The organism is Enterobacter sichuanensis (assembly GCF_009036245.1).
Lineage (GTDB): Bacteria > Pseudomonadota > Gammaproteobacteria > Enterobacterales > Enterobacteriaceae > Enterobacter > Enterobacter sichuanensis.
Map to the genome: position 1 here is coordinate 4,195,372 of NZ_CP027986.1, position 22,304 is coordinate 4,217,675.

21 protein-coding genes are annotated in these 22,304 nt (G+C 55.1%); 8 read left to right on the plus strand and 13 right to left on the minus strand.

Features of this window, described 5'->3' with window-relative positions; genetic code table 11:
• Window positions 1–20 precede the first annotated feature (20 nt).
• The 5 genes from sspB to zapE form a co-directional block, all read right to left on the minus strand.
• A complete protein-coding gene (gene sspB / locus C1N69_RS20310) occupies window positions 21–518 on the minus strand; it encodes a ClpXP protease specificity-enhancing factor (RefSeq protein ID WP_025756675.1) in 498 nt (165 codons plus the stop codon).
• Window positions 519–523: 5 nt separating this feature from the next.
• A complete protein-coding gene (gene sspA, locus C1N69_RS20315; RefSeq protein WP_025756674.1) occupies window positions 524–1,162 on the minus strand; it encodes a stringent starvation protein SspA in 639 nt (212 codons plus the stop codon).
• A 307-nt stretch (window positions 1,163–1,469) separates the two neighbouring features.
• Window positions 1,470–1,862: a 30S ribosomal protein S9 gene (gene rpsI / locus C1N69_RS20320; protein ID WP_003860436.1), complete on the minus strand. Its 393-nt coding sequence runs from the start codon at window positions 1,860–1,862 to the stop codon at window positions 1,470–1,472.
• Between the two features lie 15 nt (window positions 1,863–1,877).
• Window positions 1,878–2,306 carry a 50S ribosomal protein L13 gene (rplM, locus tag C1N69_RS20325; RefSeq protein ID WP_003860434.1) on the minus strand — a complete coding sequence of 143 codons (429 nt, stop codon included), beginning with the start codon at window positions 2,304–2,306 and terminating at the stop codon, window positions 1,878–1,880.
• 302 nt (window positions 2,307–2,608) lie between these two features.
• Entirely contained in the window at window positions 2,609–3,733 is a 1,125-nt protein-coding gene (zapE, locus tag C1N69_RS20330; protein ID WP_047959553.1) for a cell division protein ZapE, read from the minus strand.
• Between the two features lie 189 nt (window positions 3,734–3,922).
• Here zapE and zapG point away from each other — a divergent pair, with 189 nt between their 5' ends.
• From zapG to degS, 3 genes are all read left to right on the plus strand, one after another.
• The gene (gene zapG / locus C1N69_RS20335; protein ID WP_008502832.1) at window positions 3,923–4,321 is read left to right on the plus strand and encodes a Z-ring associated protein ZapG; all 399 of its coding nucleotides are present in this window, start codon (window positions 3,923–3,925) and stop codon (window positions 4,319–4,321) included.
• A gap of 171 nt (window positions 4,322–4,492) precedes the next feature.
• The gene (gene degQ / locus C1N69_RS20340; protein ID WP_025756671.1) at window positions 4,493–5,860 is read left to right on the plus strand and encodes a serine endoprotease DegQ; all 1,368 of its coding nucleotides are present in this window, start codon (window positions 4,493–4,495) and stop codon (window positions 5,858–5,860) included.
• Window positions 5,861–5,952: 92 nt separating this feature from the next.
• On the plus strand, window positions 5,953–7,020 hold the full coding sequence (gene degS, locus C1N69_RS20345; protein ID WP_045284728.1) for an outer membrane-stress sensor serine endopeptidase DegS: 1,068 nt from the start codon (window positions 5,953–5,955) through the stop codon (window positions 7,018–7,020).
• 89 nt (window positions 7,021–7,109) lie between these two features.
• Here degS and mdh read toward each other — a convergent pair whose 3' ends face one another.
• On the minus strand, window positions 7,110–8,048 hold the full coding sequence (mdh, locus tag C1N69_RS20350; protein WP_025756669.1) for a malate dehydrogenase: 939 nt from the start codon (window positions 8,046–8,048) through the stop codon (window positions 7,110–7,112).
• Between the two features lie 395 nt (window positions 8,049–8,443).
• Between mdh and argR the strand changes: the two genes are divergently transcribed.
• From argR to yhcN (C1N69_RS20365), 3 genes are all read left to right on the plus strand, one after another.
• Entirely contained in the window at window positions 8,444–8,914 is a 471-nt protein-coding gene (argR, locus tag C1N69_RS20355) for a transcriptional regulator ArgR (RefSeq protein ID WP_025756668.1), read from the plus strand.
• A 375-nt stretch (window positions 8,915–9,289) separates the two neighbouring features.
• Window positions 9,290–9,553, plus strand: a complete 264-nt coding sequence (yhcN, locus tag C1N69_RS20360) for a peroxide/acid stress response protein YhcN (protein WP_025756667.1) — start codon at window positions 9,290–9,292, stop codon at window positions 9,551–9,553.
• A gap of 108 nt (window positions 9,554–9,661) precedes the next feature.
• Window positions 9,662–9,928: a peroxide/acid stress response protein YhcN gene (yhcN, locus tag C1N69_RS20365; protein WP_045284727.1), complete on the plus strand. Its 267-nt coding sequence runs from the start codon at window positions 9,662–9,664 to the stop codon at window positions 9,926–9,928.
• A 67-nt stretch (window positions 9,929–9,995) separates the two neighbouring features.
• On the opposite strand, the gene C1N69_RS20370 is transcribed toward yhcN (C1N69_RS20365), so the two are convergent.
• The 5 genes from C1N69_RS20370 to aaeX all read right to left on the minus strand — a co-directional run bounded on the left by C1N69_RS20370 (window position 9,996) and on the right by aaeX (window position 14,975).
• Window positions 9,996–10,268: a barstar family protein gene (locus C1N69_RS20370; RefSeq protein WP_025756665.1), complete on the minus strand. Its 273-nt coding sequence runs from the start codon at window positions 10,266–10,268 to the stop codon at window positions 9,996–9,998.
• A gap of 45 nt (window positions 10,269–10,313) precedes the next feature.
• Complete coding sequence (locus C1N69_RS20375; protein ID WP_095450661.1) at window positions 10,314–11,768, minus strand: NAD-dependent succinate-semialdehyde dehydrogenase; 1,455 nt, start codon at window positions 11,766–11,768, stop codon at window positions 10,314–10,316.
• A gap of 90 nt (window positions 11,769–11,858) precedes the next feature.
• Window positions 11,859–13,826 carry a p-hydroxybenzoic acid efflux pump subunit AaeB gene (gene aaeB, locus C1N69_RS20380; protein ID WP_104556612.1) on the minus strand — a complete coding sequence of 656 codons (1,968 nt, stop codon included), beginning with the start codon at window positions 13,824–13,826 and terminating at the stop codon, window positions 11,859–11,861.
• Window positions 13,827–13,831: 5 nt separating this feature from the next.
• Window positions 13,832–14,764 (minus strand): p-hydroxybenzoic acid efflux pump subunit AaeA, encoded by a 933-nt coding sequence (gene aaeA / locus C1N69_RS20385; protein WP_045284724.1) that lies wholly within the window; start codon window positions 14,762–14,764, stop codon window positions 13,832–13,834.
• A gap of 7 nt (window positions 14,765–14,771) precedes the next feature.
• Window positions 14,772–14,975, minus strand: a complete 204-nt coding sequence (gene aaeX, locus C1N69_RS20390) for a p-hydroxybenzoic acid efflux pump operon protein AaeX (RefSeq protein WP_003860416.1) — start codon at window positions 14,973–14,975, stop codon at window positions 14,772–14,774.
• 179 nt (window positions 14,976–15,154) lie between these two features.
• Here aaeX and aaeR point away from each other — a divergent pair, with 179 nt between their 5' ends.
• Together aaeR and C1N69_RS20400 are read left to right on the plus strand one after the other, a co-directional pair.
• On the plus strand, window positions 15,155–16,081 hold the full coding sequence (aaeR, locus tag C1N69_RS20395; protein WP_045284722.1) for an HTH-type transcriptional activator AaeR: 927 nt from the start codon (window positions 15,155–15,157) through the stop codon (window positions 16,079–16,081).
• 217 nt (window positions 16,082–16,298) lie between these two features.
• Entirely contained in the window at window positions 16,299–16,913 is a 615-nt protein-coding gene (locus C1N69_RS20400; RefSeq protein WP_155031794.1) for a YagU family protein, read from the plus strand.
• Between the two features lie 48 nt (window positions 16,914–16,961).
• Here C1N69_RS20400 and tldD read toward each other — a convergent pair whose 3' ends face one another.
• On the minus strand, window positions 16,962–18,407 hold the full coding sequence (gene tldD, locus C1N69_RS20405; protein WP_047959556.1) for a metalloprotease TldD: 1,446 nt from the start codon (window positions 18,405–18,407) through the stop codon (window positions 16,962–16,964).
• Between the two features lie 84 nt (window positions 18,408–18,491).
• A complete protein-coding gene (gene yhdP, locus C1N69_RS20410) occupies window positions 18,492–22,292 on the minus strand; it encodes an AsmA2 domain-containing protein YhdP (RefSeq protein WP_155031795.1) in 3,801 nt (1,266 codons plus the stop codon).
• Between the last annotated feature and the right edge of the window lie 12 nt (window positions 22,293–22,304).

Consider the following 22,304-nt stretch of genomic DNA (forward strand, 5'->3'; position numbering starts at 1 on the left):
AGGCCCGATTGGGCCTGTTTTTATTTTACAACGCGAAGAGCAGGACGCCCCCCGCGCGGTGGCGGATCGTCATCCGGATCGTTATCATCCTGGTGATCGGGTTTGTCACCGTCAATAACGGACATGACCGTGTCGCTTTCACGCTCCCCGGCGGTATCGTCATCATTCAGGCTGGCAACGTCTTCATCGTAAGCCGCTTCCGGCTCGAACATGGTACCCGCACCGTTTTCACGCGCGTAGATAGCCAGCACGGCAGCCAGCGGCACCGATACCTGACGCGGCACGCCACCAAAACGCGCGTTAAAGCGCACTTCGTCGTTGGCCAGTTCCAGGTTACCCACTGCTCGCGGCGCAATATTCAGCACGATCTGTCCGTCGCGTGCGTATTCCATTGGAACCAGCACGCCCGGCAACGTCACATCCACTACCAGGTGCGGCGTGAGCTGGTTATCCAGCAGCCATTCATAGAAGGCGCGCAGCAGATACGGACGGCGTGGGGTGAGTTGTGACATTTCCACAGTCATTAGCCTCGGCCGAGACGCATTTCACGTTCCGGTTCAGTTAAAGATGCCAGGAAAGAGTCGCGTTCAAAGACGCGAGTCATGTAGCCCTTCAGCTCTTTGGCGCCAGGGCCGCTGAATTCAACACCCAGGGTTGGCAGACGCCACAACAGCGGCGCAAGGTAGCAATCCACCAGGCTGAACTCATCGCTCAGGAAGAACGGTTTCTGGCCAAACACAGGGGCGATAGCCAGAAGCTCTTCACGCAGTTGCTTACGCGCAGCGTCAGCTTCCGCAGCGGAACCGCTGGTAATCACGTTCATCAGCGAGTACCAGTCTTTCTCGATACGCTGCATGTACAGGCGGCTTTCACCACGCGCAACAGGGTAAACAGGCATCAGCGGCGGATGCGGGAAACGCTCATCCAGATATTCCATAATGATACGGGATTCCCACAGGGTCAGCTCGCGATCCACCAGCGTCGGTACGCTTTGGCTCGGGTTGAGATCGATCAGATCCTGAGGCGGGTTATCCTTTTCCACATGCTCGATCTCAAAACTGACACCCTTCTCGGCCAGCACGATACGAACCTGATGGCTATAAATGTCAGTAGGACCAGAAAACAGCGTCATTACCGAACGTTTGTTGGCAGCGACAGCCATGAAAACCTCCAGGTATATTCAGAATTTTTACTGCTACCGGCCCAACAGGGGCCAGCCAGATGTTGTATCGCCCATCCCAGAGAAAACACATTGTTCAATAATCGAACAAAAAGCGAGTATTCACCGATATTTGGGCAGAAAATTGGATGATAGTTTACCAGATTTTGATGACTTTGTGGTGAGCGTTTCTGGAAATGTGGAAAAAGAGAAGATATATGCATTGATATTGTGGATAACCTGCGCATTATCCATAAAAAAACCCGCCGAAGCGGGTTTTTCGCCAATCGTTCTGCGCAAGCAGAATGGATTAACGTTTGGAGAACTGTGGACGACGACGTGCTTTACGCAGACCCACTTTCTTACGTTCAACCTGACGAGCGTCACGAGTAACGAAGCCAGCTTTACGCAGTTCAGAACGCAGGGATTCGTCGTACTCCATCAGAGCGCGGGTGATACCGTGACGGATCGCACCTGCCTGACCGGAGATACCACCACCTTTAACGGTGATGTACAGATCCAGTTTTTCTACCATATCAACCAGTTCCAGCGGCTGGCGAACTACCATGCGGGCAGTTTCGCGACCGAAGTACTGTTCCAGAGAACGCTGGTTGATAACGATTTTACCACTGCCCGGTTTGATGAAAACGCGAGCTGCGGAACTTTTGCGGCGACCAGTGCCGTAGTATTGATTTTCAGCCATTGCCTATAATCCCGATTAGATGTCAAGAACTTGCGGTTGCTGTGCCGCGTGGTTGTGCTCGTTGCCTGCGTAAACTTTCAGTTTACGGAACATAGCACGACCCAGCGGGCCTTTTGGCAGCATGCCTTTAACCGCGATTTCAATCACACGCTCAGGACGGCGGGCAATCATCTCTTCAAAGGTCGCTTCTTTGATACCACCGATGTGGCCGGTGTGGTGGTAGTACATTTTGTCAGTACGCTTGTTGCCGGTTACAGCAACTTTATCAGCGTTCAGAACGATGATGTAATCACCGGTATCAACGTGCGGAGTGTATTCCGCTTTATGCTTACCGCGCAGGCGACGAGCCAGTTCAGTAGCCAGACGGCCCAGAGTTTTACCGGTCGCGTCAACAACATACCAGTCGCGCTGTACGGTTTCTGGTTTAGCTGTAAAAGTTTTCATTAAAAGCTTACCCAAATAATAAGTTACACGTTGGTGAACACCCAAACGTTTAGTCAGTTGAGGTTCACACGACAAAGTCCGGCAAACCTACCCCTTCGAATAGCTCATGCCGACACATAGAAAGTTTCGGGAAAAAAACCTTCTCGTAACGTGGGGTCGCAAGATTATAGAGAAGTTGAGGTCAAAGATCGACCCTTAAATGTGATTCAAATTGGGTTTTTCGAGGCGGTGGAAAATGCCGGGTGGCGGCTGCGCCTTACCCGGCCTACAAGTCCCCCTTCACAGGGAGAGGGTGGCATTTATTATGGCATATGCTCAAGCTTCAGGTATTCCTCGCTCTGCATCTCCTGCAGGCGCGAGAGGCAGCGCTGGAACTCAAACTTCAGCCGCTCCCCCTGGTAGATCTCATATAAAGGTACCTCGGCGCTGACCACCAGCTTGACGTGACGCTCATAAAACTCGTCCACCAGCGCAATGAAGCGCCGTGCTTCGCTCTCCATCAGCCGGGTCATCACCGGAACATCCAGCACCATCACGGTGTGGAACAGACGCGAAAGCGCAATGTAGTCATGCTGACTGCGGGCATCAACGCAGAGCGTCGTAAAGGAGACCGCCAGCGTTTGGTTCTCAACACCGAGGGTGGGTAACGGGCGATGGTTAATCTCAAGTTCCGGGGCATGCTCGCGTTTTGCCCCCGCCAGCGCCAGCCACAGTTTGTCCATCTGGCGGGTGGTCTCGGTATTTAACGGTGAAAGCCACAGGTGCGCCTGGGTCAACGTGCGCAGGCGGTAATCCACCCCGGCATCCACGTTCATGATGTCGCAGTGCTGCTTGATGGCGTCAATCGCAGGCAGGAAGCGAGCCCGCTGCAGGCCATTGCGGTACAACTCGTCCGGCGGGATATTCGAGGTAGCAACCAACGTAATCCCGCGGGCAAATAACGCTTTCATCAGGCCGCCTAACAGCATGGCATCGGTGATATCAGAGACAAAAAACTCATCAAAGCAGAGCACGTCCGTTTCCGCCTTGAATCTGTCGGCCACAATCTCCAGGGGATCGCTTTTACCCTGCAGCGCCGTCAGCTCTTCATGCACCCGCAGCATAAAACGATGGAAGTGCAGACGCTGTTTACGCGACCCCGGCAGGCTCAGATAGAACAGATCCATCAGCCAGGTTTTTCCCCGCCCGACACCGCCCCACATATATAAACCGCGCACCGGCGTGTGCTCTGGTGGCGCTTTTTTACCGAGTAACCGCCCAAACGCCGCCTTTAGCCCACTGCTCTGCTCTGTTTCAGCGGGTCTGGCCGTGAGCTCCTGATATATCATCTCCAGACGGCTCACCGCCTCACGTTGAACGTCATCCGGCTGATGCGTGCCCTCGTTAAGGGCCAGTTGATATCGTGATGCAGGGGACAGGTTTTGCATAATCTTATTGTTATTCCTTCAATTAACGCTCATCAGCAGGCGTGACTGATGAAAAAAAGGCCGTTCTACACTACGCGATGATACGTCAGGATTCCACTTCTGCGGAAATAGCGGTTATAGTGGCATTATCAGGCACAGGCAGGAGCCGAGCCAACACCCTACGGAACAACAAGACAACGGGAGAAGTTCATGACCTGGGAATATGCGCTAATCGGTTTAGTCGTCGGCATCGTCATTGGTGCTGTGGCCATGCGTTTCGGTAACCGCAAATTGCGTCAGCAGCAGTCACTGCAGTACGAACTGGAAAAGAACAAAGCCGAGCTGGAAGAGTATCGTGAAGAACTGGTCAGCCACTTTGCCCGTAGCGCCGAGCTGCTGGACAACATGGCGACCGACTATCGTCAGCTGTATCAACATATGGCCAAAAGCTCCAGCAGCCTGCTGCCGGAAATGACGGCGGAAACCAACCCGTTCCGCAACCGTCTGGCAGACTCTGAAGCCGGTAACGATCAGGCCCCTGTCCAGATGCCTCGCGACTATTCAGATGGCGCGTCCGGCCTGCTGCGCGGCGGTGTAAAACGCGATTAATCGCACAACCTGAATTTATTTTACGGGCGCAGCGTTTGCGCCCGTCCTTTCTTCATGACCCCAGCTATCATTTAGTTAAACACCTCATTGTTCAGCGGTTTAAAATTCAATAACATCAACGTGTTTTTGGGGCCGTTTTTCCTTTATTCCAGGTTACGAGAGTCAACATCGATGAAGAAAAAAAACCAGCTGTTGAGCGCTATTGCGTTAAGTGTCGGGTTATCTCTCTCGGCGTCCTTCCCCGTCGTGGCCGCCATTCCCTCCCAGGTGCCCGGGCAAGCGGCCGTTCCAAGCCTCGCCCCCATGCTGGAAAAAGTGTTGCCGGCGGTCGTTAGCGTACAGGTTGAGGGCACGGCCGTACAAAGCCAACGCGTCCCTGAAGAACTGAAAAAATATTTTGGCGATGAGGCTCCCGACCAGCAGGCTCAGCCTTTTGAAGGCCTGGGTTCAGGCGTCATTATTGATGCAGCCAAAGGCTATATTCTGACTAACAACCATGTCATCAGCCAGGCCGATAAAATCAGTGTTCTGCTTAATGATGGCCGCGAGTTTGATGCCAAACTTATTGGCGGCGATGACCAGAGCGACATCGCGCTATTGCAGGTGCAAAACCCCAGCAATCTAACCCAGATTGCCATCGCGGATTCCGACAAACTGCGCGTCGGTGATTTTGCCGTCGCCGTGGGCAACCCCTTTGGTTTAGGACAGACCGCGACGTCCGGGATCGTCTCGGCGCTGGGCCGCAGCGGCCTGAATCTGGAAGGGCTGGAAAACTTTATCCAGACCGATGCCTCAATCAACCGCGGGAACTCCGGAGGGGCATTGCTCAACCTTAACGGTGAGCTGATTGGGATCAACACCGCGATCCTGGCCCCGGGGGGCGGCAGCATTGGGATCGGTTTTGCTATTCCGAGCAATATGGCCAAAACCCTGGCGCAGCAGCTCATCCAGTTCGGCGAGGTCAAACGTGGGCTGCTGGGTATCAAAGGAATGGAGATGAGCGCGGATATCGCGAAGGCGTTCAATATTAACGTGCAGCGCGGGGCGTTCGTCAGTGAAGTGCTGCCAAACTCCGGCTCGGCAAAAGCGGGCGTGAAGTCGGGGGACGTGATTGTCAGCCTGAACGATAAACCCCTGAGCAGCTTTGCAGAACTGCGCTCGCGGATTGCCACAACCGAACCCGGCGCCAAAGTGAAGCTGGGCCTGATCCGCGACGGCAAGCCGCTCAGTGTTGAAGTGACGCTGGATAAGAGCACCTCTTCCTCCGCCAGTGCGGAGCTTATCGCTCCAGCGCTGCAGGGGGCTACGTTGAGCGACGGGCAGTTGAAAGACGGGACGAAGGGGATCACCATCGACACCGTTGAGAAGAGCAGCCCTGCCGCACAGGCCGGATTGCATCAGGATGACGTTATCATTGGTGTAAACCGTAATCGCGTGCAGTCCATTGCTGAACTGCGCAAGCTGCTGGAAAGTAAACCGGCTGTGATTGCCCTGCAGGTTATGCGTGGCAATGAGTCTATCTATATTCTGTTGCGCTAAGCATTTGCGATCCCGGACATCACCGCTGCGTGTGATGTCCGGATAACTCATGTTATGCTGCAAATCGTTCCTTTTTTCACGACACGCGCATCATGCTTTTAAAGCTCTTACGTTCTATTGTCATCGGTTTGATTGTCGCTGGCCTGCTGCTGCTGGCGCTGCCGTCTTTACGTCAGTTCAATAAACTGTCGGCTCCCCAGTTTGATAGCACGGATGAAACACCGGCCACCTATAATCAGGCCGTTCGCCGTGCCGCACCTGCCGTCGTCAACGTCTATAACCGTGGTCTCAATACCTCAGCCCATAACCAACTGGAGATCCGTACCCTCGGCTCCGGGGTGATTATGGACGAGCGGGGCTACATTATTACCAACAAGCACGTGATTAACGATGCCGATCAGATCATCGTCGCCCTGCAGGATGGCCGCGTGTTTGAGGCGTTACTTGTGGGGTCGGATAGCCTGACCGACCTGGCTGTTCTGAAAATTAACGCTACGGGCGGTTTACCGGTTATCCCGATCAACCGTAAACGTACTCCGCATATTGGTGACGTCGTACTGGCTATCGGCAACCCCTACAACCTGGGCCAGACTATCACCCAGGGGATTATCAGCGCGACCGGTCGTATTGGTCTCAACCCATCGGGACGGCAGAACTTCCTGCAAACCGATGCCTCAATCAACCACGGTAACTCCGGTGGTGCGCTGGTCAACTCGCTGGGTGAGCTGATGGGCATCAATACCCTATCGTTCGATAAGAGTAACGACGGAGAGACGCCGGAAGGGATCGGCTTTGCCATTCCGTTCCAGCTGGCAACCAAAATTATGGATAAGCTGATCCGCGATGGCCGTGTGATCCGCGGCTATATCGGTATCGGCGGCCGTGAAATTGCGCCTATGCATACCCAGGGCGGCGGTATCGATCAGATTCAGGGCATCGTGGTCAACGAGGTCGCACCGGGTGGTCCGGCGGCTAACGCGGGAATTCAGGTCAATGATGTCATTGTGTCGGTCAACGGCACGCCGGCGGTTTCTGCGCTGGAGACCATGGACCAGGTGGCAGAAATTCGCCCGGGTTCCATCATCCCTGTAGAAGTCATGCGCAACGATAAGAAACTGACGCTGCATGTGACCATTCAGGAATACCCGGCCACCAACTGACAGCCATAAAAAAACCGAAGCCAGTAAGTGCTTCGGTTTTTTTGCCGGGTGGCGCTAACGCTTACCCGGCCTACAAAGGCGGGTTCGTTTTACTTGTTAACGAACTCTTCGCCCAGGGTGATATCTTTCTTCAGCGTATCCAGCATGCCTTCCATCGCGTGTTGTTCAAACGCGCTCAGCGTGCCAATCGGCTTACGCTCTTCGATACCGTTTTTACCCAGCAGCAGCGGCTGAGAGAAGAAACGAGCGTGTTCGCCATCACCTTCAACGTAAGCGCATTCGACCACGCCTTTCTCGCCCTGCAGCGCGCGAACCAGTGACAGACCGAAGCGCGCAGCCGCCTGGCCCATAGACAGAGTTGCAGAACCGCCACCCGCCTTCGCTTCCACCACTTCGGTGCCCGCGTTCTGGATGCGTTTGGTCAGATCAGCCACTTCCTGCTCCGTGAAGCTCACGCCAGGGATCTGTGACAGCAGAGGCAGAATGGTGACACCAGAGTGTCCGCCAATGACCGGGACTTCAATGTCAGTTGGCTGTTTGCCTTTCAGCTCAGCAACAAACGTGTTGGAGCGGATGATATCCAGCGTGGTCACGCCGAACAGTTTGTTCTTGTCGTAAACACCCGCTTTCTTCAGCACTTCTGCCGCGATAGCAACGGTGGTGTTCACCGGGTTAGTGATGATACCGATGCACGCTTTCGGGCAGACTTCTGCGATCTGCTGCACCAGGTTTTTCACGATGCCCGCGTTGACGTTGAACAGGTCTGAACGATCCATACCTGGCTTACGCGCCACGCCTGCAGAAATCAGCACCACGTCTGCACCCTGCAGGGCAGGACGCGCGTCTTCACCGGAGAAGCCTTTGATTTTTACAGCGGTCGGGATGTGGCTCAGGTCAACCGCCACACCTGGGGTTACCGGAGCAATATCGTACAGGGAGAGTTCTGAGCCTGAAGGCAGTTGGGTTTTCAGTAGTAGGGCAAGCGCCTGGCCGATACCACCAGCAGCGCCGAGGACTGCGACTTTCATCCTAAACTCCTTATTATGGTTAACTTAAGTATCTGTAAATCCGTTGCGGCGACCATAATTCAGCAAGTGTTTAATTACAATTTTCGTAGCTAAAGAATTTGAGGTCGCGCGACTTTATCTCTCTTCAGAAGGCTCTGACGACAGACGGCAACGCATTAAGAGGGGGTTACAATACACCCTGCCCCGCCACCAAAACAACATCATTTTGATAACATTTAATTTACTTTTAAGCTTATTTGCGCGGCGTGACCCAGGCATGTTTTCTGATAACGAAATCTGATAAAATCACTCCCTTTCATAACATTATTTCAGGCTGCTGCCTGGTAGATAATTTGCATAAAAATTCATCCACATGCATAATAATGTTGTTTCTATCGTCATATTCCGGGTGACTTATGCGAAGCTCGTCTAAGCAAGAAGAATTAGTCAAGGCGTTCAAAGCGCTACTCAAAGAAGAGAAATTCAGTTCTCAGGGAGAAATTGTTCAGGCGCTGCAGGAACAAGGCTTCGATAACATCAATCAGTCGAAAGTCTCCCGCATGTTAACCAAGTTTGGTGCGGTACGTACCCGCAATGCCAAAATGGAGATGGTCTATTGCCTGCCTGCGGAACTTGGCGTGCCAACCACCTCCAGCCCGCTCAAGAATCTGGTTCTCGATATCGACTACAACGACGCTGTTGTGGTGATCCACACAAGCCCGGGTGCTGCGCAGCTGATTGCCCGCATGCTGGACTCGTTGGGTAAAACGGAGGGTATTCTCGGCACCATCGCCGGTGATGACACCATCTTTACCACTCCGGCTAACGGATTCTCGGTGAAAGACCTCCACGAAGCGATTCTGGTGCTGTTCGAACAGGAACTGTAATTCTCTCTCCCCGTAGCACCGCTGCGGGGATCGTTCTGCTCCCCCTCTTTTTCTCCCGCTATTCCACTGCCCCTGCTTTGGCAAATAGTGCTTTTTACCACCCTTTAACATTCACTTGGTGAATGATAAATCAAAAAATCGCACAAAATATCAAAATCAAATATCCATATGATTTAATTAGAGATAACCACGTATATCGCACAAAAAACAGTCAATCTTATGCATTTTGGTTATTAAAAAAAGACCGGTTAACACGTAATAACAATAGAAACCATTAGCCTGGTATTAATTTTTGCCGTTATTAGTGTATACTTGATTTTGTGATGAGGGTCACGAAACAAGACCCCACTAAAAAATTCGACGAGGTAAAGAATCATGAAAATCAAAACCACTGTAGCGACGCTGAGCGTCCTGTCTGTCCTGTCATTCGGTGCTTTCGCAGCGGACTCCATCAATGCCGAACAGGCGCAATCCCGCCAGGCAATCGGTACGGTTTCTGTCGGCGCGATCGGCACGTCTCCGATGGACATGCATGAAATGCTGAACAAAAAAGCGGAAGAACAGGGTGCGTCATCCTATCGCATCATTGAAGCGCGTTCAGGTGACCACTGGCACGCTACCGCAGAGCTGTATAAATAAGTTTTAGTAATAACTGAATACGTGAATCTCCACTCAACGGCACCAGGCATAAAAATAGCGGTTCAACCCTTCTCGCCGTTGAGCAAAACCTCTTCAGGAGTAAAGACTATGAAAACTAAATTGATCATCGCAACCCTCGGTCTGGCATCGGTTCTCTCTTTCGGCGCAAGCGCAGCCGTTCAGCAGGTGAACGCAGACCAGGCACAAAATCTGCAGCCTATGGGCAGTGTGTCCGTAACATCCGTTACCGGCTCGCCGATGGATATTCGTTCCGAACTTGCCGCCAAAGCTGAAAAAGCAGGCGCCAGCAGCTATCGTGTCACCGAACTGAATCAGGGTGACCACTGGCATGCTACGGCAGAACTGTACAAATAAACCCTCGTCGTATCTCATCATACGACTTGCCCCTGGCCTTATGGTCAGGGGCTTTTTTTTATCTCTTTCAATGCCGCGCGTTAAAACGCAGTTGCCCTTCCAGCTCTTCTTCCGCCTCATCGAACAGTAATATCAGTGCGCCAAAACGTCTGCGCAGCTTATCGGGCAAATGGATGAACTCGATCTCCAGCGGTAGCGGCAACAGGCTACCGGTCACCACATCCCACAGCGTATCCAGATTCGTCACGCTTTGCCGTTCAAGATCAAACACCCGGATAAATTCACGATAGAAGTCTTCCTGACTGTCGATCTCGTCAAAATCAAAGGTATAGGTTTTCATTGCCAGCCACCCAGTCCAGGCGAGCGGCATCTGCCGCCCTGTCTATTATAATCCCCCGATATGCAGGGTTTTCACTTCCAGATACTCTTCCAGCCCCAGTACGGAGCCCTCACGTCCCAGCCCTGACTCTTTGACGCCACCAAATGGCCCCAGCTCCGTGGAGACGGCGCACTCGTTAATGCCAATCATCCCGCTCTCGATGGCCTGCGAAACGCGGAATACCCGCGAAAGGTTCTGGGTGTAGAAGTAAGCCGCCAGCCCATAAGGCGTGTTGTTGGCACGCTGGATCACTTCATCTTCCGAGGTGAAACGGAAGCAGGCCGCCACGGGGCCAAACGTCTCTTCTTCTGCGAGTTTCATCCCTTCATGGCAGTCACCCAGTACGGTTGGCATCCAGAAGTTCCCGCCCAGCGGGTGCGGTTTGCCGCCTGCCAGAACGGTCGCGCCCCGGGCAACAGCATCCTCTACATGCTCGCGCACTTTGTTCACCGCCGAAGGTTCGATCAGCGGGCCAACGACAACCCCCTCCTCCAGGCCATTCCCGACTTTCAGCGCCGTGACCGCATCGGCCAGTTTATTGACAAACTTGTCGTAGACGGTTTCCTGAATATAGAAGCGGTTAACGCTGACGCAGACCTGCCCGGCATTACGGAATTTATTGGCGATGGCCCCTTTAACAGCCGCGTCGATGTCCGCATCCTCAAACACGATATACGGCGCATTTCCCCCCAGCTCCATGGAGACTTTCTTCATGGTATCTGCGGCGTTACGCACCAGCGTTTTGCCAACGGCGGTCGAACCGGTAAAGGAAATTTTGCGCACCTCCCGGCTTGCCATAATCGCATCGCTGATCTCATGCGTATTCCCGGCCACGGCGTTAAGGACGCCGTCAGGCACACCTGCCTGTTTTGCCAGCGTAAGCAGCGCAAAAGCACTGAGCGGTGTGTTATTTGCCGGTTTGATGACCCCGGTACATCCCGCAGCCAGGGCCGGACCTAACTTGCGAGTGAGCATCGCCATCGGGAAGTTCCACGGCGTAATCGCCGCAACCACACCCACGGGTTCCCGGGTCGCCAGAATGCGCGAGCCGGGTTTGATAGGGGGAATAATTTCCCCGTTTGCGCGCTTGGCTTCTTCAGCAAACCACTGGATAAAGCTGGCAGCGTACTCTACTTCGCCTTCCGCTTCTTTCAGGGGTTTACCCTGCTCGGTCGTCATTAACCGACCGAGCCAGCTTTTATTCTCAATAATCAGCTCGTACCAGCGATAGAGAATGGCAGAGCGCTCCTTCGCGGTTTTGGCGCGCCATGCCGGGAAGGCTTTAGCGGCCGCTGCGATAGCGTCTTCGGTTTCCGCTTTGCCGGCCTTCGCCACTCTGGCGATGACCTCACCGGTCGCGGGGTTCAGCACATCAAACGTTGTGTCCAACGTTTTCCAGATCCCGTTGACCAGATAACCGGTCTGAAAAAGAATGTGGTCCTGTAGCGCCTGGGTCGTCATATGCCCTCCCTTTCTGAAATGTAAGAACATGCTGGAATTAAGTATAGCCACAAAAAACCGACGCTTTTGGCGTCGGCTTTTTTACTTCAGTCAGTTATCCGTAAGGGCATTCTGGTAGCGATGCAGCATAAAGACCAGCCGTCCTACCGGCTCGGTCACCTGAGGCGGTGCTTCCCAGACCTTAAGCTTCTCCTGGTAGATATCGAGCTCCTCCAGCAGTTGCGTAAAGTAACGACGCCGTTTGTCGTCACTGCTGGCGGACAATACGTGGTCGGCAGTGCGACGCAGCTGACGGTGCCAGGCCGACAGATCGTCGTTAATCGGCACCGGCGCGTTACGCAGGCGCTGGTGTGCAATGATCATGGTCAGCGCCAGGCGGAACTTGGCGATATCCCCCGGGAACTTATTCAGCAGTAAAAACAGCTGCTGATAGAGTGCGGGCAGGTGGTTCTCTTTCCGACGCGCCGTATTGGTGGTCATGGACGACACGGCAGCCGATACAAACTGGTTCAATAACACGCGTCCCGTTCTTGCCTGGGAGTTATCCCGTACCAGCAGAATAACCATCATCGCCAGGAAACAGCCCACCAGCTGGCCTAACGCGCTGTCGAGAAACTGGCTGAAATGGAAGGTCATCGGGTTATCCAGCACAATAATGTTAATCGTGCTCGCCAGCGCCCCCAGCGATCCGAGACGTCGTTTTTGCACCTCAATGCCGATAAAGAACGCCATCACCGCCAGGCTAATACAGAGCAGCAGCATGCTCTGCTGGGTAGACGGAATGATCACCAGGAAGTAAAGCGCACCTATCGGCAATGCGGCGATGGTGCCGTACAGGAAATCAATGGCGACCATACGCGGGTTAGGCAGGCGCATCGCAAGGGCGGTAACGACGGCAATCATCACCATCGCGCCGCTGCCGGAGGTCCAGCCCGTCCACAGCCAGAACAGCGTGCCGAGCATGCAGGCCAGCGTCGTACGCCAGAAGTTGACCATCGCATGATGACGTTCGGCAGATTCCGCCTTGATCACCACTTCCCCCTGCAGTACCTCTTCTTCCGCCGCGCTGATTTTAGTGTTACCGATCACGCCGCGTTTCAGCAACAGGTAGCGCGTCGCCGCGCCGACCCAGGTGTAGATCGTCACCGGCGTATCGCGCTCCCCGGTCCAGGCGATGACCCGGCGCATGCGCTTAAGCTGCTTGTGCACGTCCTGCACCGTTTCCACCGGTTCGGCAAACAGTTCGCGAAAGGTATCAGTGACCATTTCAGGTCGGGTGTTTTGAATGAGGTAGGTTTCGCATGCCTGGGTAATCAGCGTTAAGGAGACGGTGTTGAGCGCTTTAAGGCGACGGTTGGCGCGCGCCCAGCGCGACGACTCCATATTGAGGTTGCTGCGCATCCCTTCCAGGGCCTGCGTACGGCGAACCAGACCACTCCAGGCTTTATCTACCTCTTCACTGTCACCGTGCTTAATGCATAGCTGCATCAGCTGGTACTGGGCCACAATCAGCGCGTCGAGCTCGCGATCTACTTCCTGTTTAATGGATCGCGGAGAGAAAAGCAGGTCAGCGACAATGGCGCTGACGATACCAATCACAATCTCACTGCAGCGTTCAACCGCAAACTGCGGCGCGAGCAGCGGCTCGGACTGAATGGTGATGACAATAATCAGCGCGGTATAGCCCGCCAGTCCCCAGGCATAGGAGTTCTCGACTTTCACCAGCGAGGAGATCCAGGTGCAGAACCCCGCCCAGATGCAGCACACCATCAGCATCAGCAGCGGCGTGCGGATCATCAGAATAATAATGGTGAGTGCCGCGAAACAGCCGATGAACGTCCCGATGATACGCAGCATCCCGCGATAGCGGATCGCGCCTGAATAGGGCTCCCCACCCGCGGCAAAGGCTGGGCCCGCCGCGACAATCGCCGCCGTCAGCACCGCCCAGCGAGGGGTTTCAAGCTGGAAGTGGAAGCCCACAAACAGCGCCAGCACAATGGCACACGCCAGCTTCACAGCGAAGCGAATGTGCTGGCTGGCGATGGAAAAGATACCCATACCGGTTAACCAAACTCGCGCAGGCGATGGGCAATTTTACGGAAGAATGAGTCCTGGCTGGCGTCCCGGTCTTTTTCCCCGGTGATCACCACCGTCGCCGTGGTACCGGCAGGCCACACATTACCCTGCTGTTCATCCAGGTGGATACGCACCGGCACACGCTGGGCCAGACGTACCCACTCAAGGTTGGAATCGACGGTCGCCATCCCTTTTGCATCGTTAGAGCTGCTGGAGTTGGTCACCCCTGCCGCGACGCTGTCCACGGTACCTTTAAAGACGCGGTTGCTGCCAAGCGGCGTGATTTCCGCCCTAAAACCGGGACGTACGCCTTCCAGCTTGGTCTCTTCCATATAGGCGAGCACGTAGAAGGAGTTCTGTTTCACCAGCGCCACAGCGGTTGAGCCGCGGGTGATAAATTCTCCGGCATAGACATTCAGGTTGGTCACCCAGCCGTCAGCGGGCGCACGGATCACGGTGCGCTCCAGATCAAGCTTCGCCAGATCGCGCGTCGCCTGCGCTTTCGCCAGCTGGTGCAGTACGGTTTGCAGCACGTTGTTGGACTGATCAATCTCTTCGCGGGACATCGCCTGAACGCCCAGCTGATTACGACGCCCTGCCTCACGACGTTTCTCTGCGGCCAGCGCCTGGTAATAAGCTACGTCCGCTTCCGCTTCTTCCAGCGCCTTCTGGTAACGCGGCTGGTCGATGGTGAACAGCACCTGGTCTTTCTTCACTAACTGGTTATCGTGAACGTTAACCGCCGTGATAAGCCCGGCCACGTCGGGAGCGATCGCCACGACATCCGCGCTGAAACGCGCGTCACGCGTCCACGGCGATTCGGTGTAATAGACCCAGGCGCGAAAAATAGCGATGAACGCGAGGATAACCAGCGCCATGGTGATGGCGGTGCGGGAGATTTTTCTTGTTAGCGTTTTCACATCAACCTCAGACAAACATGCGCGATATCAGGTAAAACAGGCAGCAATACAGCGCGGTATTGAACAATGCAGGATGCCAGACGAAATCGTAGATCCCGGTAGGAACCAGCACCTTGCGCACCAGCCAGAAAATCGCCAGTGATAAAAGCAGCTCGAAAAATATCGGTGGGAACGACAGACCGAACACCACGATAACGGGAAACAGACTCATGTTGACCTTGATAAGCGAGAGTGCAGGCTTCAGAATTTTTTAGCGTACGCCACCGCAGGAGAGCAAGAAACGCCGGGCGGGAATGGCGCAGCCGTTATGTAATTAATAATATATTAACGTAACTGTTATGCTGTTATCTATAATATGTGATCTAAATCACTTTTAAGCCAGAGTGAACAATGGAACGTTTAAAACGCATGTCGGTCTTCGCCAAAGTGGTAGAACTGGGCTCTTTTACCGCGGCGGCACGCCAGCTTCAGATGAGCGTCTCATCCATCAGCCAGACAGTGTCCAAACTGGAAGATGAGCTTCAGGTCAAGCTGCTCAACCGCAGTACCCGCAGCATTGGGCTGACGGAAGCGGGTAAAATTTACTATCAGGGCTGTCGCCGCATGCTGCATGAAGTGCAGGATGTTCACGAGCAACTCTACGCCTTTAACAACACGCCTATTGGCACCCTGCGCATTGGTTGTTCTTCAACTATGGCACAAAATGTTCTCGCCGCCATGACCGCGGATATGCTGAAAGAATACCCGGGGCTGACCGTCAATCTGGTGACGGGTATTCCGGCGCCGGATCTGATTGCCGACGGGCTGGATGTGGTGATCCGCGTCGGTGCATTACAGGATTCCAGCCTGTTCTCGCGTCGGCTGGGCAGCATGCCGATGGTGGTCTGCGCCTCAAAAAGCTATCTGGCACAGTACGGTGTCCCCGAGAAACCCGCCGATCTCAGCAACCACTCGTGGCTGGAGTACAGCGTGCGGCCCGACAATGAATTTGAGCTGATTGCCCCGGAAGGGATCTCCACCCGACTGCTGCCGGAAGGCCGGTTTGTGACCAACGACCCGATGACCATTTCGCGCTGGCTGGTGGCCGGGGCCGGGATCGCCTACGTGCCGCTGATGTGGGTGATCAACGAGATCAACAGCGGCGTGCTGGAGATCCTGTTCCCGCGCTATCAATCCGATCCGCGCCCGGTGTACGCCCTGTATACCGAAAAAGACAAGCTGCCGCTCAAGGTACAGGTATGTATTAACTATCTGACCGACTATTTTGTGGACGTGGCAGAGCTGTTTCAGGGGATGCGGGGAAGAAGAAAGGAATAAGTGATTAATTTCTGAAATATCCGCGCCATTAATATTTCAGGATGAAGCAGACCTTCATCCAGGAATATTCTTTTGCCATTATCAGGAATAGCGAATTGACACTGCCGCCGCCTGCCCTTTACCTTAATAACAGTCTGGCATTCAGACTGTTATTAATTTGTTGCTGATTTGAATAATAAAATGTATTCCGCAGGATGACGTTAAACAAGGAAAAGAAATGAATATATTTGAACAAACACCGCCGTCACGCAGGCGCTATGGACTCGCCGCGTTCATCGGTTTGATTGCAGGGATTGTCTCCGCGTTTGTTAAATGGGGTGCCGAGGTCCCCCTCCCGCCACGAAGCCCCACCGATTTATTCAACGCCGCCTGTGGGCCGGAGCAATTAATAAGAGCCGCAGGTCAGATAGATTGCTCTCGTAATTTCTTAAACCCACCTTATGTTTTTTTACGCGACTGGCTGGGCGTCGTTGATCCTAACGCGGCGGTTTATACCTTTGCCGGACATATATTTAACTGGGTTGGTGTAACACATATTATTTTCTCCGTTGTCTTCGCGGTGGGATATTGTGTAGTTGCTGAAGTTTTTCCGAAAATTAAACTCTGGCAGGGTTTGCTGGCGGGTGCGTTAGCCCAGCTTTTTGTTCATATGATCTCCTTCCCGCTGATGGGGCTGACACCACCGCTGTTTGCACTTCCCTGGTATGAGCACGTGTCAGAGATCGTAGGTCATCTGGTCTGGTTCTGGTCGATCGAGATCATTCGTCGCGATTTACGCAACCGCATCACCCGCGAGCCGGATCCGGAGATACCGCTGGGTCACTTACGTTAAAAAAAAAAGGCGCTACCCGGTAGCGCCTGTTTTTTATGTGGACGCAGGTCAGGCCGTACCGCCCACCGTCAGGTTGTCCACTTTCAGCGTTGGCTGGCCCACGCCAACCGGCAGGCTCTGGCCCTCTTTACCGCAGACGCCGACGCCGTTATCGAGCCTGAGATCGTTACCGACCATGGAGATCTGCTGCATGGCTTCAATACCGGAGCCAATCAGCGTTGCGCCTTTCACCGCTTTGGTCACTTTGCCTTTCTCGATCAGGTACGCTTCTGACGTGGAGAAGACGAACTTCCCGGAAGTGATGTCCACCTGGCCACCGCCAAAGTTTGGCGCAAAGATACCGTAATCAACGGATTCGATAATCTCCTGTGGCGTCGATTTGCCCGGCAGCATATAAGTGTTGGTCATGCGCGGCATTGGCAGGTGCGCATAGGATTCACGACGACCGTTACCCGTTGGCGCGACGCCCATCAGGCGCGCGTTGAGTTTGTCCTGCATGTAGCCTTTCAGCACGCCGTTTTCAATCAGCACATTGTACTGGCCTGGGGTGCCCTCATCGTCGATAGCTACCGAGCCACGGCGATCGCGCAGAGTGCCGTCATCCACCACGGTGCACAGCTCAGAGGAGACAAGTTGCCCGATCTGACCGCTGAATACGGACGTACCGCGGCGGTTAAAATCGCCTTCCAGACCGTGTCCTACCGCTTCGTGCAACAGCACGCCCGGCCAGCCGGCACCCAGCACCACCGGGAATGACCCCGCCGGTGCCGCGACAGCATTCAGATTCACCAGCGCCATGCGCACGGCTTCTTTTGCCCACGCGTCAGCGCGCGCTTCACCGTCAACATCCCCCAGGAACCAGTCGTAGCCGAAACGACCGCCGCCGCCGCTGGAGCCGCGCTCGCGTTTGCCGTCATCATCGACCTGCACGCTGATGGAGAGACGCACCAGCGGACGCACATCCGCCGCCAGCGTACCGTCAGTGGCCGCCACCAGAATCAACTCGTACACACCGCTCAGGCTGGCTGAGACCTCCTGCACGCGTTTATCGGCAGCACGCGCCACTTTGTCCACGCGGCGCAGGATATCCAGCTTCTCTTCACGGCTCATGCTCTGCAGCGGATCGATGGTGGTATAGAGCGCAGAGTGCGACACTTCACCGAGGGTTTTCACGCGACCATCGCCGGTATCGCGCACAATGGTACGCGCGGCCTGCGCGCTCTGCTCAAGTGCGGCCAGGCTAATCTGATCGGCATAGGCAAAACCGGTTTTCTCGCCGCTGACGGCACGAACGCCGACGCCCTGGTCGATGTTATAAGAGCCATCTTTGATGATGCTGTCTTCTAAAACCCAGGATTCGTGATAGCTCGACTGGAAATAGAGATCGCCGTAGTCGAGACGGCGTTCGGTCAGTTGACCAAGAATGGAGAACAGGTCCTGATGGCTCAGGCCGTTCGCTGCGAGCAAATGTTCACTTACCAGGTTCAGACTCATCGTATTGCTACTCGTTCGTTGCCGCCCGTGGCGGTATAAAGATCGTATTTATTGAGAGTGAGGCAATTACCTGCCCACGTCAAATCATTGCTGTGCATCTTTGCGCGGCTGGCGCAGCACCTCGTTAATCTGCGGTTTATCCACCGGACCGGTAATGCGGTAGCGCAGAATGGAGACCTTGCTCCACAGCGGCCCCAGCACTTTACTGGCGGCAAACACCGCCGCACCGACAATCGGGTTCACCACAAAGGCCGCCGCCACACCCACGCTGGCGGAAATTTCCGGCGCCACCACGGCTTCCATATCCAGCTCGCGACGCACGAGGTTGACCGAGCCTTTCATGGCGATATCCGCTTCGAGGCCGTCCACCAGCGTGTCGTCCGTATGCATCACGCCGTCCTTGATCCACGCCGTACTGCGGATGGAGTCGTAGTAGAACCCTTCGCTGAAGGTATCGCTGAAATCAAAGCGCAGCTTGCGCAGCAGCGCATCAAAGCTCAGCAGGCGCAGGATCTGCCCGGCACGCCCCGTGCTCACGTCAGCGATTTCACCTTTGCCGAAGCGGGTTTTCAGAATGCCGTTCAGCGAAGCCTCATCCGGCTTCCACGGTGCGTCACGCCAGTGAAGATCGTAATCGACGTCAAATGACGAACCGCGCAGCGGTGTACTGATACCAAAGAAATTGGTGGCCGCATCCAGTTTGTTACCTTTAATGTCGCCTTTCAGAGACGTACGTTGTTCACCGGGATTATTCACCCATTCCCCTGCGGCGGTCATACGACCAAAACCGGTATCAACCAGGCCGCCGGAGAGCTTCAGCGTGTTTCCATCAATGGCGAAATCACCGTCGATACGGCCATATTTTTGCCCCCACAGCCAGCACTCCGCACAGCGCAGCTGGAGATCGGGCCAGCCGCTAAAATCAACGCGGGATGTCTTACTCAACGGCGATGTCTCGGCTGGCGAGTTTGTCCCGCTCGCGCTTGCCGGGTTGTAATAGAGATAGCGGATCGCCGCTTGCCATGGGGCGTTATCACGCATGGTGAGCGTACCGTTGATCTCCCTGCCCTGAGCCTCCACTTTCGAGCCGTTCGCGGTGGGCTGAGACACGATGCTCAGGTTGTTCCACTGCTGCCCGCCCAGCATCAGCGACGGGGTGCGTACGGTAATGGTTTGCGGGAACTGAGCCGATTCATCAACGTTTTGCCCCACACCTTTCTGGAACAGTGCCAGCCATTCTGCACCGTCCATTGGCGGGAGATTAAGCTCAATGCCCGACTGCTGCGGCAGCGGTGGCGTGGAGCGGCTATCCGTCGTCCAGATGGCTTTATCGAGGGTGAGCTTGCGGTTAAGCAGCCAACGGCTGTTGAAGTGGTTCATCCCGCCAGCGTTTCCGGTTAGCTCGAAGCTGTTCAGGTTGCCGTCAACGTTCAGCTTCACCGGCAGCGGCTGTCCGGGCTGTTTATCCAGCGGTGCAGGCAGCTGGCTCTGCAGGTTTTTCAGATCGCCCGTAATGTCGACCTGATAACGCGCCTCCGCGTGATAAGGCAGATCGATTGTAACCTTGCCCTGCCAGGCGACCGCGCCATTCACTGACGCCTCAATCGGCTTCGGTAGGACATCCATGCGCGATGGCTGCCAGTTACCGTTCAGATTGACGGCCACCTGATACGCCTTTTCCCCCTCGGTCGTCGAGAAGTCAATATTCACGGGCTGATTAAACCAGCTGGCGGTCAGCGGCTCGCTTTTCAGGTTACCGTTCTCAAAACTGAACTGCCCGCTGAGGTTTTTCAGGGTGCTCTCAAGGGGTTTGATATACAGACTGTTGTTCTTCAGACGGACGTCGCCTTTGGCGGTAGTCATTTCGCCGTCCAGCGGAATATCAAGATGTAAGCGAGCATTCACATCGCCATCAAGCTGGAGTTGCTGCAGCGTCGCCGCCAGCGACGCTTTTAGCGGCGTCTCCTCAAAATAGGGCCCCACGGCTTTACCCGGACCGTTGATGTCGGCATCAATCAGCAGTTTCTCTTTTGAATAGTCGGGGATATTTGCCGTCAGGTTGCTGGCCGTCACGCCGCCCAGCGCCACGTTGTCTGACTTCATCCACAATCCGTCATTGAGGAAATTAAGCTCAATGTCCAGGTTTTTCAGCGCCGGCCAGCCCGGCTGGAACGCGAAGGTGGCGTTGTGTAACGGCACCAGTACCTGGAACTGACCTTCATTATGTTTGTACGGGAAAAGATGTGGATTGCCACCGTAAACCAGCGTGGCATTATCGGCCTGACCGCCCTGAATGGCACCGCTCAGATAATCTACCAGCGCTTTACCCATCAGGTTTTCCGGGAAATAACGCCAGGCCTGAGAGCCATCAGTGGTACTGATCCCCGCCAGGATCCCCAGCCAGGGTTCATCACCTGCTGGCTGCAGATAGCGGAAATCGCCACGGGCATGTACGGCTTTGGCTTTAACGTCGATATGGCGGCCATCAAGCTGGAAACCCTTATCGTTACGCAGCCAGTTAAGCACAGCGTTGCCCTGTTCAATTTCCAGCGGCGCGCGGAACACCGTCTCGTAAGGCATTCTCGCGTCGTGCATATCAACCGTCAGCCGGCCGTCTTCCACGCTGCCTTCCAGCTTGCCACTAAAGTGTTCCGCCCCCGGCAGCAGCTTCCACTGCTTCCAGGCAAGATCTTTCCACGAGGCCTGAAAACGGGTCTTTTCCGTTGCCTGCAGCGGGATGTCGAGCGCCAGGGCGTCTATCTTCCCGCTCGGCTGCGTGGCCAGCCAAATCTCGCCGAGATCCGGGGAGAGCTTTGCAGCCATCGAGCGCAGGCCTTCAATGGCACCGAGATCCAGATTGCTGGCGCGGATGCGCAGTTCATCGCTGCGTTTGTTTGCCACGCCGCCGACATCCTGCTCCGGCATCCAGGCCAGCGTCAGCGCGCCGCGCGGCCAGGCCTTGCCGTCCATGGTGATACGCGTATCCGGAATGGCGAACTGCCATCCCTCTTTCTCCTGGGTTACGTGCGCCGTAAGGTTATCGACGGAAAGCTGGTGCTGTTGGTTTTCACCTTTCCAGCTTGCGCCACCCTGCTTGAGCCAGATATCCCCGCTGGCAAATTCGCCTTTCGTCAGGGTCAGCCAGCCTTCAAGGCTGAAACGGGCGGTTTCCAGCTGCATATTCTGCTGGATCCACTCCCCCAGCCACGGCTTCACATCCACATCGTCGGCCTGCAGCCAGACTTTGCCGTTGTTGAGCAGACCGTCATCATCCCGCAGATCCATGCGTACCTGCATGACGCCGTGCTGACCGTTCAGGCTGGAGAGACTCACCTGCCCTTCAGCGCGGTGCCGGTTTCTGCCGTTGAGCCAGGTCAGCTGTGGGATCGCCAGTTCCGCGCGCTGGCCGGAAAGGGTAATAAAGCTCACCTCGCTGTCGCGCAGATCGAAATGATCGAACTGGCGCAGGAAAAGATCGCTAAATCGGTTGGCCTCAAGCCCCTGACTGCTGTCGCCACCCGAAATGGGCGTATTGGTCAGAAACTGGAGCTGATAAAAGGTGAGATCGCGAAACTGCCAGCGCAGATGCAGCAGGCTTTGCCAGACATCGAGCGCCAGGGTCACGCGTTTGATTTTGAGGTGGCCGCCATCTTTCAGGCTGGCATTGATATCCCGGGCATCGAGCGTCGGGCCAAAGTTCTGCCAGCTGGCGCTTAGCTGGCTGACGTCCACCGGCACGCCGGTGGTGGATTCGATTTTTGCCAGCAGTTGCGGACGCCAGCTGTCCAGATGCGGTAAAACGAGGCGTAGCCCACTCACGAGCAACGCGACAATCACGACCAGCGTTGCCCCTGTAAGCAATAAAATCCCCGGCAATCGCCTCACGCATCTCTCCTT